The organism is Cysteiniphilum marinum, from assembly GCF_014857925.1.
Lineage (GTDB): Bacteria > Pseudomonadota > Gammaproteobacteria > Francisellales > Francisellaceae > Caedibacter > Caedibacter marinus.
The window spans coordinates 1-13,994 of sequence record NZ_JACYVZ010000047.1 but is presented as its reverse complement, the minus strand read 5'-3'; the positions used below and the strand labels follow the sequence as shown (position 1 = coordinate 13,994).

Genomic DNA, 13,994 nt, shown 5'->3' with positions numbered 1-13,994 from the left:
GAAGCGAACAAAAGTTGTCAGACACTGGTTTGATTGAAGTAATAGCAAGATGTTACCGACAAGCAAAGCAATCAGGTAATACTGCAATGACCAGAATTGCCGTTAAGGAATTGGTCAGAAGAATTGATAGCATCGATGAAAAGGGCAGGGCATAGTAAAGTGTCACATTAGACTATAGTCTAACGTACACTAAAAAATGGGGTGACGTTTAAATTTTAATCTATGAGGTTGTGAGTCTTATTATATAAGGTATAGGCTTATGCTATATTCAAATGGCTAAGTGTTGCATATAAATATCTCGCAAATAAATGTATTATATAAGTAAATTACAATACACTTTGACCGATTCAATGAAATATGGATATGCGAGAGTGTCAACTAAAAAGCAATGCGCTTCTTTAGATGATCAAATTTTGAAACTTAAAAAATCAGGCTGCGATGAAGTCTTTTCAGAATCTATTAGTGGAGCAAGTGCAAAGAGACCAAAATTGACAGCGTTATTAGAAACAGTAAAATCTGGTGATGCTGTTGTTGTTACTGCCATTGATAGGTTAGGGCGCAGTTTAAAAGATTTGATTGATATTATCACGCTACTAAAAAATAAAGGCGTATCTTTTATATCGCTTAAAGAGCAGATGGACACTGATACTGATATAGGCATGTTGCTTTTTGGTATGATGTGTTCAATATCAGAGTTCGAGCGCAAGCTCATTAACAGGCGCATTTATGATGGTGTGCAAAGAGCCAAAGAAAAGGGGAGATATAAAGGCAGGCGTTATGGCACTGATGCGGAAATCAGGCGTGAAATTGTCGAGAAAATGAAAAGTGGCAATTATACAGTTAGCTACTTAGCGAAGATGGCAAAAGTATCACGAGCAACTTTGTATAGATGGGAAGCGCAAGAAAATGCTATTGCCAAGGCATAGGTGCGACCAAAATTGCCAATGAGTTGGGTATTTGTCGGGATAGTGTTTATAAGGTTTGGAATAAATGAATTTAAATTACTGCCTGCTTTATTTTTAATCATATTGGTAGTAGCATATTCAAAATTTAGATTTAATAAAACATTATCATGGGCAACCAACACTGCATAGCAACTTTCCCCAAACAGTTAAAGATAACATATAATCAGCCAGTTAAAGATACTTTAATGTACTTTAAATCTCAAGGTTATACTTACGATGACGTTGTAAAGTTGACAGGATTTGTAGAGTCCACGGTTAGAAAGTGGTGCCGTTATCACAAAGTGAATCTTAGTCATTATGTGCCAGATTGTGACAAGCATCTAGAGTATCAAGAGATTTTAACTGTTGTAAGATCAAATAAGTTAAGTTATCAAAATGTGCTTTATAAGAAGTGGTGAGTCATTTAAAAGTTAAAAGCAGCGGCAATCCCAATTGACACCAACCCCAAACCACACTAACGTAACCACCAACACCACCAACACCACCAACACCACCAACACCACCTAAACCAAAGGCTCACCATGAGTTTCAACATAGCCCAACGCAAAAACCTAAAAGCAGATATTTCAACACTCAACCAAATAACCCATTTACTCAACTACAAAAAGAAAACCTTTATTGAACAATCCAGTGAAGCTGACTTCAATAATGCCCTTGATTATGTCAACAAAACGATAGCCAAGCTTCAAGATAAAAGGCAAAAGCTACCAATAGGGCATAGGTACACTGGGGTTTTTTATTTGAAGAAGCCTTATGCGGTGCCGAGTGAGGCAATGAAGATTAAAGGGTCAGCATTTATGAGGGAAGACCTTGTTTCGTGGACGATTGAGTCTGATGATGAGTATGCGAAAAGTCTATATTATGTAAGGGAGGTATATCTGAATAAGGAAATGACGGTTAGGTTGATGAGGGAGGATTGTGAGGCAGTGTTTGAGTGATGGAACACGGTTATTGATTGGGTATTAGTCAGTAAGTCTTTAGTTTGCAGCATAATCTTAGTTTTTAGTAGTCCTTGGCGGTTTTTGGTTTTATTATTGGCGGCAGATTAAGGTTTGATTATATGATTTTGATTAAGGGAGTATTTACTCAATGCCAATATTGCAATGGCTCAATAGAGAGGAAAGCATAAGAAAAAGTAGTAAGGTACCGTATAGATTATTAGAAGTTGACGATAGTTTATCTTATGGTGATAAAGATACTGAAAATATGTTGATACAGGGTGATAATCTCGATGCGTTAAAGGCTTTGTTGCCTTATTATGCGGGTAAGGTTAAGTGCATTTATATCGACCCACCTTATAATACTGGGGGAGCATTCCAGCATTATGATGATAATTTGGAACATTCAATATGGCTTTCTTTAATGTATCCTCGTCTTGAATTATTAAGAGAACTTTTATCTGACGGAGGCTTTATTTGTTGTCAGATAGATGATGCTGAAAGTCACTACTTAAAAATTTTGTTGGATGAAGTTTTTGGCAGGCAAAATTATCAAACTTCTCTTTATTTTCAAGTTAGATATTCTAATAAAACTTTAGCAGAAGATAGTAATTATCAAAAAGTTATTGAACAATGCTTTGTATACTCAAAAGGAAAATCAAAGCCGAATAAAGTAAAAAAATCTTATAGCATAGAAAAATTTGAGTGGAAAATAACAGAGCTATCAAAAGGTGAGCCATTGGAACTTGGAGGTAAACAAGCTTTTTTATTTAGGAAAGGCGAATATAAGATTGAAAAAATAAATTCTTCTTTTGATGGATTAAAAGAAACTTGGGCGACTGGTTCATTGATAAAGCAAAAAAAAAGCTCGGGGGAGTTTTTACATTTGCATATTGCTACTAGAAAAGATACTGATGGATTAAACTGTTTATATAAAGTTGAGGGAATTGGTGAGGATGGTTTGGGATATAGATATTTCACAGGACCTAAGAAAGCCGCAGCTACAAAAGGTAAATTTTATTCAGGGATACCACTTACCACCCTTGAAGCATTGAAATTGGGCAGTGCAGTTAAAGAGGTTCCCATTCCTAATTTTTATGATTTTTCTAGCAGTTTTGGTAATTGTAGGCACGAGGGTAATGCTGACTTTAGGTCAGGTAAAAAACCAGAAAGTTTACTGCGCTTGATTCTTGATAGATTTTCTAATGTTGGTGATCTTGTGCTTGATAGCTTTCTTGGTTCTGGTTCTACAGCAGCAGTTGCTCATAAAATGGGGCGTAGATATATTGGCATTGAAATGGGTGAACACGCTAAAACTCATTGCTCTGAACGATTAAAGTTGGTAGTGGAATCAGATTCAACGGGTATATCAAAAGAATTAAACTGGCAAGGTGGCGGTGGTTTTAGGTTTTATCACCTAGGCGAACCTATCTTTGACGACAAAGGACACATAAACCCTAAAATTAAATTTGACCACTTAGCAGCTCATGTGTGGTTTTGTGAAACGCACACACCTTTTGAATCCAAAGACAAATCAGCATTTTTGGGTATTCATAATGACGTAGCATATTATCTTTTGTATAACGGAATCTTAGGCGATAAAAGACCACATGGCGGTAACGTCTTGACCAATAAAATATTGGATACGTTACCAAAACACGATGGCGCAAAGGTAATTTATGGTGAATCAAGCCGTATAAGTGATAAGAAACTTAAAGCGTTAAATATTACTTTCAAGCAAACCCCTTATGATGTTAAGAGCAGTTAGTTATGTTTAAATTAAAACAATATCAGATCAACACAATTGAAGTATTAAAAAGTTATCTTTCTGGCGCAAGATTTTCAGTCCCCAAAAGTGCCTATGACACAATCCAAAAAGCAAATTATGGTCAGGGGCAATATAAGCCATTTAATAGTTTAGATGGATTGGAAGATGCGCCTTATGTTTGCTTAAGATTACCGACAGGCGGAGGTAAGACGTTACTATCAGCGCATACTATAAAATTAGCGAGTGAACATTATCTTGAAAGTGACTACCCCTTAACATTATGGCTTGTGCCAACCGATAAGATTAAGCAACAAACTTTAGAAACACTAACTGATGAAGATCACCCAAACAGGCAAGTGTTAAATGACGCATTTGGTGGTAAGTTTCGAGTATTTGATATTGCTGATTTTAGACAAATACGCCCTGCTGATATTGATAGTGGCGCATGTATTATTATCTCAACCTTTCAATCTTTGCGAGTAGACGACACCAATGGGCGCAAGGTATATGCCCATGATGAAAACCTAGAGCCACATTTTAGTAAAATATCAGCGATAGATTCGATGGAGTTTTTAGATGACTCTAGCCAATTAAAATATTCATTGGTGAATTTGTTGCACTGGTATAGACCTTTAGTCATTGTTGATGAAGCGCATAATGCAAAATCAGAATTAAGTATTGAAGTCTTAAGGCGTGTTAATGCAGCTTGTGTTGTTGAGTATACAGCAACACCCGCTAAAAATAGTAATGTAATTCATTCAGTGACAGCAGCAGAGCTAAAAGCGGAGGAAATGATAAAGTTACCTTTAGTTGTTGAGCCTGCAAAAACATGGCAAGTAGCTGTAGAGCAAAGTATACAGACACGGCAAAAGTTAGAGGAATTAGCCAATAACTCTAAACTTGAAGATCAGTATATACGTCCTATCGTACTATTTCAGGCGGAGAAAAAAGACCGTGATATAACCGTAGAAGTATTAAAACGACATTTAATTGAATCTGAAAAAATCAAAGAAGAAGAAATCGCGATAGCGACAGGTACACAAAAAGAGCTAGACGGATTAGACCTTTTTAATCCCAATTGCAAGATACGTTACATTATCACTGTAGAAGCCTTAAAAGAGGGTTGGGATTGTTCTTTTGCTTATGTGTTATGCTCAATAGCGAATACAACCTCACCGACTGCGATTGAGCAGTTAATAGGGCGAGTATTGAGAATGCCTTACGCCAAAAGAAGAAAACAAGAAGAGCTTAATCGAGCGTATACACATACAGCATCAACAAGTTGGCTCAATACCGTTGATAAATTAAAAGATTGTTTAGTTAAAATGGGCTTTGAAAAGCGGGAAGCAGAGCAAGTTGTTTATCAGCAACCGTTAGATGGCTTTAATGATAAGGTTGAAGATGTTATACAATTTTCGTTAAGCGGTGACTTTGATACTTATAATCTTGATTTAGTTGATCAATCAAACATAACAGTGACAAAGAATGATGACGGTATAACAGAAGTTACTTACAAGGGTATTATAGCCAAGGATACTGTAAGCAATATAGTTAAGGGGATTAAAGACCCAGAAGAAAAGCAGAAAGTTGCCAAAAGCCTTGATGTAAAAGTGCAAGAGAAAGTTGAAAAACTAAGCCCATCACAACGAGGTGAGCGTTTTATACTCCCTCAATTATGCCTATGCCTTGATGATGATTGGGATATAGCCGAACCAGAATCTTATTTACATTTGCAAGGTGACTGGCGAATTGCAGATTATTATAAGCCATTGACTAAAGATGATTTTTCACTAGATGAAGATGGCAAGCAATATATCATCGACATTGCCAATCAAAAAATGCAAGTAGGGTTTTTAGGTAAAAAAGAACAGTTGTCGTTATATGGTATCAAAACCAATATTACGGTTAATGATTTATGTTCTTGGTTTAATCACAATTTACGTTCACGTGATATTACATCTCAACATTTACTTGAATATGTACGAAAAACGATACAAGCATTGCTTGAACGTGGCGACTTGGATATAGCCGCTTTAGTTCGTGGTAAATATGTGCTTCAAAAAGTGCTAAAAGATAGGATTAATCAAGCACGAAAAACAGAGCAAAAGAAAGGTTTTCAGTTGTCTTTGCTAGATAATGATATAATGCAAGTTGACTTATCACAGCATGCGTTTGAGTTTCCAATAAACTACCCGATTAATAAATATTATGATGGTAATTATGACTTTAAGAAGCATTACTATCCTCAAATAGCGTATATGAACAAGGAAGAAATCGAGTGTGCCAAGGTGCTTGATATGCACGACAATATAGAGTATTGGGTTAAGAATGTTGAGAAGCAACCTGATAAATCGTTTTGGTTGCCGACAGATACGGATAGATTTTATCCTGATTTTATTGCCAAGCTTAAAGATGGACGGTTATTAATCGTTGAATACAAGGGGCAGCATTTGCTTACTAATGAGGACAGTAAGCAAAAAGAGTTAATAGGTCATCGTTGGGCTGAGTTGTCTAATAATTTGTTTTTGATGGCTACAAACAAAGATGAGCAGGGCAGAGGGGTTTTTGAGCAGATTAATGGATTATTGAAATGAGGGGGGGTATATGAGTACTGAACTACTAGAAGCGATTAAAAAAGTATTCTCTGACAATAAATTAGAATCGATGCACTATAAAGATGTGACAACTCAAATAATCACGAAAAACTATCATGCAGTAGGTGGAAATACACCGCACAACACTGTAAATGCTTGCTTTAGTAAGAATTTAAAAAGTAGCAACCCAATATTTCAGCGTCATGGCAAAGGGATGTATTCTCTGCTTGAAAATAAACCTTTAGCTAAGATTCATCGGCATAATGTAAATGAATCAAAACCTAAGATTTTTTTAGCATCTTCATCAAATGAGTCCGCAAGAGTTGTTTTAGAGAAGATCATGAGTAATCACCATAAAAAGGCAAGATTTACAGATTGGGAAAATATTTTTACAACAGGTGACTTTATACTTGAGAAGATCTTAGAAATTTCCAAATCCCATGACGGAGGAATATTTATTTTTGCACCAGATGATATTCAATATAGAGATAACGGGAAAGAGTGTTATGTTGTTAGGGATAATGTTTTGTTAGAACTTGGTGTGTTTCTTGGGAGTCTAGGAAAAAGTAAAAATATGATACTTATCCCCGATATGGTAAAAATACCAAGTGATCTTGATGGACTTGTTTACGAACAATATCTTTATTCAGATAATAAAGATGACTTAGAAAACAATATTGTTTCTAAAAAATCAGAAATTAATAAATTTATAAGAAATAACTTCTAAAAAATGAGCAATAAAAAACCCCGCAAAAAATCAGGCAAAATAAAATCATGGCGTTGTCACCTACGTTGTGACTTCACCAAACCAAACGACAACAACATCTACATTGAAAGATGCAGCGTCACTGTTGGCATATCAAACCTTGCCAAAGCCAAGGAAACTTACGATTTACACGATGCGGTTGCGGATTGGTTAAAGGAAGTTAGAGACGACAACGGTTATAGCAATGATTTTGTAATGGTAGTTGAGAGGTGGGAGCCGATAAGGTAAAATAAGCGGTTAGCTAATAATAACAAGGATAGCGCACATGGAAAATAAAACAGACAAAATCAATGAAGCATACGAAATGATTAAAGACGGTATGCCAAAGTCAGTTATTGCAAAAATGTTAGGTGTGACTGAAAACGAAATAGATCATTTGCAGCGAGTGGTTAAGTGGTAAATGATTTGGTTGAGTTTAGGGAAGTTTAAAAGGTAAGCAAAGATGTCAAATGAATTGCCACAAGAGACGATCAGAGAAATTTTATATTTACTACAACAGGGAAAATCTGCGTCATTGATTGCATCGATACTTAAATTGTCATACGACAAAGTAATTGAAGTTCAAAAATCCCATCAAAACAAATAGGTGACTGTATCATGAGCCTAGACAACGCCAATATTAGCGATAACATGCTACTGAAAAATAAAGCGATGCGTATCATTGAAAGTAACCAAGATATATCAACAGGCGCATTGATTGATAAGCTCAAAAAGAAAGCAATACCGCAAGGCATGATTGACAAGTTAGTTGTCGTTGACGAGGCGCAGCAGCTTAATAATGTCTTACGCAGAATTAGTGCCAAGTATCCTTTAATCAAAGGCAAAACGGATTATGATAAGAAGCAAAAGCTGTTAAAATATCTGCTAGGTAAAGGGTTTAATTATCAGTTGGTGCAAAAGGGGATTGATGAGTATTTTAGCGATGAAAGTAGGTAGAGCAACATAATGGCAGACAAACACGACCGTGTATTTAAAGACTTAATCAGCAATAGAGACTTTGCTATTTGTTTCTTGATGACTTACTTGCCCAAGGAGCTTATCGCTTTAGTTGACTGGCACAGTGTCAAGTTAGAATCTGCTAATGTCGAGCATATCAGGCAACAACAGAAGGACAACAAAAAACAAAAAGAGCAGTCAGACCTTACTTTTCTGTTCAAATTCAAGGACGGTAAAAATGGCGCTGTCTTTGTGCATATTGAGAGCCAAACAGGTGATGATGGCACGATTGTTATTCGTACTCGCCATTACCAAACGTCTTATTTGCTAGATTATATTAAACGGCACAAGACAACTAAAGATTTGCCGTTAGTGGTATCGATTATTTACTATGCCAATAAAAAGCCATTTAGTCATAGTCTTAATATTAACGATTACTTTGCCAATAAAGAATTAGCTGAAAAGTACGCTTTTACAACACAGTTTATTGACCTTAACCGTTACAGTGACGAGGAAATATTAGAGCATGGTTTTATCTCTGGCTATGAGTTGATACTAAAGGCAATCAGAGAAAAGAACATTGACGGTAAGCTTGGTATTGCTGTTCATCAAATACAAGATTATGATCATTTTGCCCGACAGGTTTTGATTCGGTATATGTCGCAATATTCGGATATGGAAACTGACGCATTTTATGATAAGATAATAGACAGTAAACCAGATTTAAAAGGTGATGTTATGACGGTAGCGGAACAGTGGAAACAGCAAGGTATGCAGCAAGGTATGCAGCAAGGTATGCAGCAAGGTGCCATTTTAAAGGCGCAGGAAACGGCACGTAATCTATTCGGCATGAGTTTATCGGTAGACCAAGTTGCAAAGGCTACTGGACTTGACCTTGATACGGTGCTTAAACTAAAAAATGAAGTGGATAGCAAAACACAACACTAATCCATGAAGTCAAATTTTAAAGTCAAATGTGACCGATGCAAACGTGCCAAGGATTCGGTGAAGCGTATTTGTATCGGGAGCCATAAACAAGGTTATCATTACTTGATGTTATGTTTACGCTGTCGTTGGTTTAGGTTGTTTGAGGTGATTAGATAACTGTTACGGACACGCTAAATTTCAACGCAACTTACGTTGCTGATTTTCTTTTGCTTGTTGCAGTGAAAAATTTGCGGAGCTTGAAATATAATCAAAAGTGGTTAGTTGAATTTGAAGTTAATCGGCTTAAATTTTGTAATAAAGTAATCTGCTGCTTTTATGTTTAATGTAAAAAGCGATGGTATTTTTGTTTCTTTCTGTTGCTTAGCCATTTTGATTCTCCTTATCAGTGATCGTTATATCAAGTAATAGATGATAAGGTTTAATTTTGCTATGAATATTGGCTGAAAATAACGTGAGAAATTGACTGTGATGTTATAAGTCAATGGGGGTTTTCGAAACGAGCGCACACACTCCCATTAGTACGTACTATGCTATCACAATTTAAAGAATTTGACCAGAAAAAACGCCTCGAAAACAGTAAATAAATATCGCTCAAACCCTTATAAAACATAGCTTTGCGCTTGATTTTTTCTGTCACTTTGGTATAATAAACACATGCTTAATTAAGGCATCAACTAACGCTTAGAGTTGTAAAATATTTAAGCAGTTATTTTTTAAGGACAACAAAAAAGGTGATTGTTTCATAAGCCTAGTAAACTTTAACAATCACCTTTTCATCAAGAGGTCATAATATGTCAAATATTACCCAATCTGTCAACCCGACAAATCAAAATAATCAACCCCCTATACAATCGATCAATAGCTACCTTGACGCTTGCGACAAATTCGACAGCTATTTTGCCAAGATAAGCGCAAAGTGGAAAGCACAACAACAGCAATTAGCTCAACGTATCGCTTCACTGTCAGCGTAACAATCAAGATCAATAACCGTTAAACCGCCCCTTTATCTAACCACAAAAGGGCATTAGCACAATTTTGTATAGGAAAAATCACAATGGAACAGAACACAACAACAGTTACTAACACTCAAAACGAACAAACCAACGTCACAGTGACGAAAGACACCGCAACCAATCAACCCACAATCGCCACTGAAACAGCCTTTAGCAAGGATAGTATCAAGCAAGAATTAGCCGAGTTTGGCTTAGATGGGTTAGAGTTTGACTATGCCAGTTTCCCCATTATCAGCTTAAAGGGCAATGCTTTTGAAATGAAAGCCGACCCTGATTACAACCCCAATAGCTTCATTGTTACCGTGATCAAAACCACTGAAAAGCACGTTTTGAGTGACGCAAACGACGACAACTACCAAGACGTTAAATATTCCCCTGATGGTATCGTCACCACAGACGGAGAGCCGTTAAAAAAATTCATTGCTCAAATGGCAGAGCAAGGAAGAACACCAGTAGTGAAACGCTACCTTGACGTACTCGTGCAACTTCACACCAACGATAAGCACAATAAAAAGTTAGTGGTGCTGTCAATATCTCCGACCAGTGTATCAAGAGTTAGCGGTTTTTTCATGCAGCTAAAACTTCAAGGCAAAATAACCCAACTCCCACAGTTAAAAATTCAAGTATCCAAAGGCGAAACCAAGAAAAGTAAAGGGAATCATCAATACCGACTATGGCACTTTGAGCTAGTCGAACAAGGACAGGAAGCCGCTTAGTTTAAGCGTTTTTTAAGCAATCAACTTTAGTCAAATTTTTAATTTTTAAACGTGTGCTACAGGCACAGGGAGCGAGTTATATGTTTTTTTCAGCAAAAACGAAAAGTAAAAAGAACACCAAAACCAACACCACCAAGCAAAGCAGCCTTAAATCGCGCACAATCAGCGTTATCAAGTGGGATAAATACCATATTGAAAAATATAATAAAAACAGCGTCAACGTGCTTAAAAGTGGCAATAACAGCAAAAAAGACACGGTTATATCGATCTTGCCGTATTTAAAACGTGACGTTAGCAACTTAGGAGGATTTTTAGCATGAATGGATTAATGACAACAGGACAAACTATGTCAAGCCGTGAGATAGCGGAGCTTACAGGCAAGCGTCATGATAATATCTTACGTGATATTGAAAAAATGCTTAATGAGTTAGAAATAGCTCACCTCAAATTTGAGGGCAGCTATATAGACACTACAGGCAGGGCTTTAAAATGCTACAACTTACCCAAACGTGAAAGCTTAATTTTAGTATCTGGTTATAACATCAAAATGCGTGCAGCGATTATTGACCGTTGGCAAGAACTCGAACAACAAACGGCACAAGGTACTTTACCAGTGGAGCCGACACCAACCATAAGCACAGCTAACTATCTTGAAGCAGCTAAGATAATGAAAGCAGCCAAAGACGCATTAAAAGGCTTCATCAAGGATAACAACCAGTTAGCCTTGTCATGTTCTCAAGTAGGATTCAAAGCAACAGGCGTTGATTTAATCAAGTTATCTGGCGTTGAGCTTATCGCGCATGAGCAAAAGCAATTGCTAACAGTTACTGAAATAGGTAGAGAACTCAACCGTAAACTTAACGCTCAAGAACTTAACAAACTGTTAGCTGAGTACGGCTACCAACAAAAAGCCCAAGACGTAAAAGGGCGTAACTATTGGGCAATAACTGCTAAAGGTGAACCTTGGGGCGTATATCAAGATACAGGCAAGCGACACTCAGACGGTGCGCCAGTTAGGCAATTCAAATGGTACAGCAGCATTATTGACGAAATCAACAAATTAGAGGCTAAAGCATCATGAGCAACATTAAAACAGTTTACCCATTAAACGAAATTATCAGCAACCTAAGCAACGAGGACTACCACAGCAGCGACCCTATATCATCAAGCAACTGTAAAGACTTGCTTATTAGTCCTTGGCTTTACAATTACAAACGCCAAAACAAAACAGATTCAACGCCCGCAATGAAATTCGGCACAATGTTTCATTCGTTGGTGCTTGAACCTAAGACCTTTGATGATGAATACGTGGTTGCTGATATTCCTAAGCGCAACACCAAGCAAGGCAAAGCGGACTATCAGGAATTAATTGAAACGGTAGGCACAAGGCAGCTTGTCAGTACCGATGATTTTTTACAGGCGCAGGAAATGCGCCACAACTTAGCAAAAAATGAGTTAGTCAGGACGCTATTAAGTGGCGGGATAGCTGAGCAGTCTGTTTTTTGGATAGATGAAGCAAGCAAGGTAAATTGCAAGGCAAGAGCCGACTATATCAATCTTGAGCAGGGTTATATCGTTGATTTAAAAACCACGTCAAGCTTGGCTGATGATATTAATTTCAGCTTTACCACCAAAAAATACCATTATGACCTATCAGCGAGCTTTTATGTTGACGGATTCAAGCAAGCCACAGGTAAAGACTTTGATTTTTATTTTATCGCTATAGAAACCAATGCCCCATTTAATTATGGCGTTTACAAGCTGTCACACGGTTTAATTGAACAAGGTAGGGGTAAATACACCCAAGCCTTAGAAATCTTTGCCAAGGCAGGGGAAAGGGGCAATTTCAACGTGCCTTACAATGGCGGGAACTTGATTGAGTTAGTGGCTTAGTATTGTGAGGTGATCCACCATCAACAAACCATTATAGAATATGGCGTTTACTACTAAAAAAAGATAAAACAGGGCATATAGTCCGTATAGTAAAAATGAAAGTGTGTGTACTTGTCACAATACAAAGGAAGACTAAAGGAAAAAGCAAGTACACACATTAACCATAGACAAAATTTAAGAGGATTCAAACTATGTTAGTCAAAAACAAAACAAATCAGCCAGAAATTACAACAAATAACACCAACCTTTACCTTGGCGGTATGTATGGATTAGGTAATTACAGCAAAGCATACGCTGTACAGTGCTTTAAATTAGCCATTTTACGTAAAATTGATCTTAATACCTTATGTGACAGTAGCCGTAAAGAGGTAACTGAACGAATGAGTAGACTGCACAAAGAGATTGCAGGAGACATTAAATATCAAGCGGGTAAGTCAGCCGATAGATGTATTGATCACTTTGTGCAAAAGCGTTTGTTTACCTTAAGCCATGAATTGCCTAACTCAAGATTTGCTGATCATGTTTGGTATAACGTGGAGCCAAGCTATAGGCATGAAGAAATTAGCGATGATAGCTATATTAATTCAGCCATTAACAGCGAAAACAAAGGTTTTTCTAGTTTGTATAAACTTATGCTAGCGCGTAAGTTATGGCAAAGCTTAAGCCGTGCTAGTTTAGAGCATATTAATGTTTATACTACCACAGGCAAGTATAGAGTGATTGACGGCTATTTGTATTTTGGTGATCGGTTTAATCTTGAGTATAACGACAATTACAGTACACAACTTACGTTACCTCATACCTACAAAACAGACGTTTTAGGCTCAGGTTTAGAAGTCATCGACAGCAAATATCTAACCATCACCTTAACGCCATACGATAGCATTATCAAAGATTGCCAGATGTACCAAGCGGAGCTGTTGAAAGTTAAAAAGCCGTTCAAAGATTCCGAGATCGAGCAAGTCTATCTTGCTAAGCTAGATGATCAAGTCGTCATAGCTAAAACGCACGAGCAGCTAATGCGTAAAGTGATCAAAGTTAAGGAAGCGGTTAAGGATAGCCAAAGTCAAGCTGCATAGTTAGGGAAAGTCACCGCTTAATCTGTTCTTATTCTACGCAACTAAGTTGCTTAAAGAAATTAAAAATCTGTCGCCTTAAACTGAGTCACACTCCGCTTACGCTCACGTGTGACAACCTAGTTTTTAATGTCTTTTTTAACAAGCCCGAAATACCTGTCAAGGTTAAATGGCACGCTACGCGCCCTTGACAGGCATTTCTAAATGGCTTGTTGCAAAAAGGTTGTGAACACACACAAACCGAACCAAAAATAAAAGGAGATGAGATGATTAAATCTACAGCTCACCGGTTTAATTCTAATCAAGTGTATAATATTAACTTGGTTGGAGCAGATAGATGATAGATTGGATCGTTAATTTAGGGCGTATTGACCCTGTAAA

Annotated in this window: 17 protein-coding genes; all 17 read left to right on the top strand. The window is 37.1% G+C overall.

What is annotated here, in order from left to right; genetic code table 11:
• Window positions 1-308 precede the first annotated feature (308 nt).
• The 17 genes from IE867_RS13235 (at window position 309) to IE867_RS13160 (ending at window position 13,616) form a co-directional block, all read left to right on the top strand.
• A complete protein-coding gene (locus IE867_RS13235) occupies window positions 309-926 on the top strand; it encodes a recombinase family protein (RefSeq protein ID WP_318779351.1) in 618 nt (205 codons plus the stop codon).
• On the top strand, window positions 890-994 hold the full coding sequence (locus IE867_RS15045) for a helix-turn-helix domain-containing protein (protein WP_192485188.1): 105 nt from the start codon (window positions 890-892) through the stop codon (window positions 992-994). Before IE867_RS13235 ends, IE867_RS15045 begins: the two co-directional genes overlap by 37 nt.
• A 156-nt stretch (window positions 995-1,150) precedes the next feature.
• Window positions 1,151-1,363: a hypothetical protein gene (locus IE867_RS13225; protein ID WP_192485187.1), complete on the top strand. Its 213-nt coding sequence runs from the start codon at window positions 1,151-1,153 to the stop codon at window positions 1,361-1,363.
• A 123-nt stretch (window positions 1,364-1,486) separates the two neighbouring features.
• Window positions 1,487-1,903: a hypothetical protein gene (locus IE867_RS13220; protein WP_192485186.1), complete on the top strand. Its 417-nt coding sequence runs from the start codon at window positions 1,487-1,489 to the stop codon at window positions 1,901-1,903.
• A 151-nt stretch (window positions 1,904-2,054) separates the two neighbouring features.
• A complete protein-coding gene (locus tag IE867_RS13215; protein ID WP_192485185.1) occupies window positions 2,055-3,671 on the top strand; it encodes a site-specific DNA-methyltransferase in 1,617 nt (538 codons plus the stop codon).
• A gap of 2 nt (window positions 3,672-3,673) precedes the next feature.
• Entirely contained in the window at window positions 3,674-6,265 is a 2,592-nt protein-coding gene (locus IE867_RS13210; RefSeq protein WP_192485184.1) for a DEAD/DEAH box helicase, read from the top strand.
• Between the two features lie 10 nt (window positions 6,266-6,275).
• Window positions 6,276-6,992 carry a TIR domain-containing protein gene (locus tag IE867_RS13205; protein ID WP_192485183.1) on the top strand — a complete coding sequence of 239 codons (717 nt, stop codon included), beginning with the start codon at window positions 6,276-6,278 and terminating at the stop codon, window positions 6,990-6,992.
• 3 nt (window positions 6,993-6,995) lie between these two features.
• The gene (locus IE867_RS13200; RefSeq protein WP_192485182.1) at window positions 6,996-7,259 is read left to right on the top strand and encodes a hypothetical protein; all 264 of its coding nucleotides are present in this window, start codon (window positions 6,996-6,998) and stop codon (window positions 7,257-7,259) included.
• 37 nt (window positions 7,260-7,296) lie between these two features.
• Window positions 7,297-7,431 (top strand): helix-turn-helix domain-containing protein, encoded by a 135-nt coding sequence (locus tag IE867_RS14850; RefSeq protein WP_263971905.1) that lies wholly within the window; start codon window positions 7,297-7,299, stop codon window positions 7,429-7,431.
• Between the two features lie 197 nt (window positions 7,432-7,628).
• Window positions 7,629-7,967, top strand: a complete 339-nt coding sequence (locus IE867_RS13195; RefSeq protein ID WP_192485181.1) for a RecX family transcriptional regulator — start codon at window positions 7,629-7,631, stop codon at window positions 7,965-7,967.
• Window positions 7,968-7,976: 9 nt separating this feature from the next.
• Window positions 7,977-8,915: an Rpn family recombination-promoting nuclease/putative transposase gene (locus IE867_RS13190; protein ID WP_192485180.1), complete on the top strand. Its 939-nt coding sequence runs from the start codon at window positions 7,977-7,979 to the stop codon at window positions 8,913-8,915.
• Window positions 8,916-9,706: 791 nt separating this feature from the next.
• Window positions 9,707-9,886, top strand: coding sequence for a hypothetical protein (locus IE867_RS13185; RefSeq protein ID WP_192485179.1), 180 nt, complete (start codon window positions 9,707-9,709; stop codon window positions 9,884-9,886).
• 83 nt (window positions 9,887-9,969) lie between these two features.
• The gene (locus IE867_RS13180) at window positions 9,970-10,644 is read left to right on the top strand and encodes a hypothetical protein (protein ID WP_192485178.1); all 675 of its coding nucleotides are present in this window, start codon (window positions 9,970-9,972) and stop codon (window positions 10,642-10,644) included.
• Between the two features lie 80 nt (window positions 10,645-10,724).
• Window positions 10,725-10,964, top strand: a complete 240-nt coding sequence (locus IE867_RS13175) for a hypothetical protein (RefSeq protein WP_192485177.1) — start codon at window positions 10,725-10,727, stop codon at window positions 10,962-10,964.
• Window positions 10,961-11,725: a Rha family transcriptional regulator gene (locus tag IE867_RS13170; protein ID WP_192485176.1), complete on the top strand. Its 765-nt coding sequence runs from the start codon at window positions 10,961-10,963 to the stop codon at window positions 11,723-11,725. The genes IE867_RS13175 and IE867_RS13170 overlap by 4 nt, the downstream gene beginning before the upstream one ends.
• Complete coding sequence (locus IE867_RS13165) at window positions 11,722-12,537, top strand: PD-(D/E)XK nuclease-like domain-containing protein (RefSeq protein WP_192485175.1); 816 nt, start codon at window positions 11,722-11,724, stop codon at window positions 12,535-12,537. The genes IE867_RS13170 and IE867_RS13165 overlap by 4 nt, the downstream gene beginning before the upstream one ends.
• Before the next feature lie 191 nt (window positions 12,538-12,728).
• Window positions 12,729-13,616 carry a hypothetical protein gene (locus IE867_RS13160; protein ID WP_192485174.1) on the top strand — a complete coding sequence of 296 codons (888 nt, stop codon included), beginning with the start codon at window positions 12,729-12,731 and terminating at the stop codon, window positions 13,614-13,616.
• The last annotated feature ends 378 nt before the right edge of the window (window positions 13,617-13,994 follow it).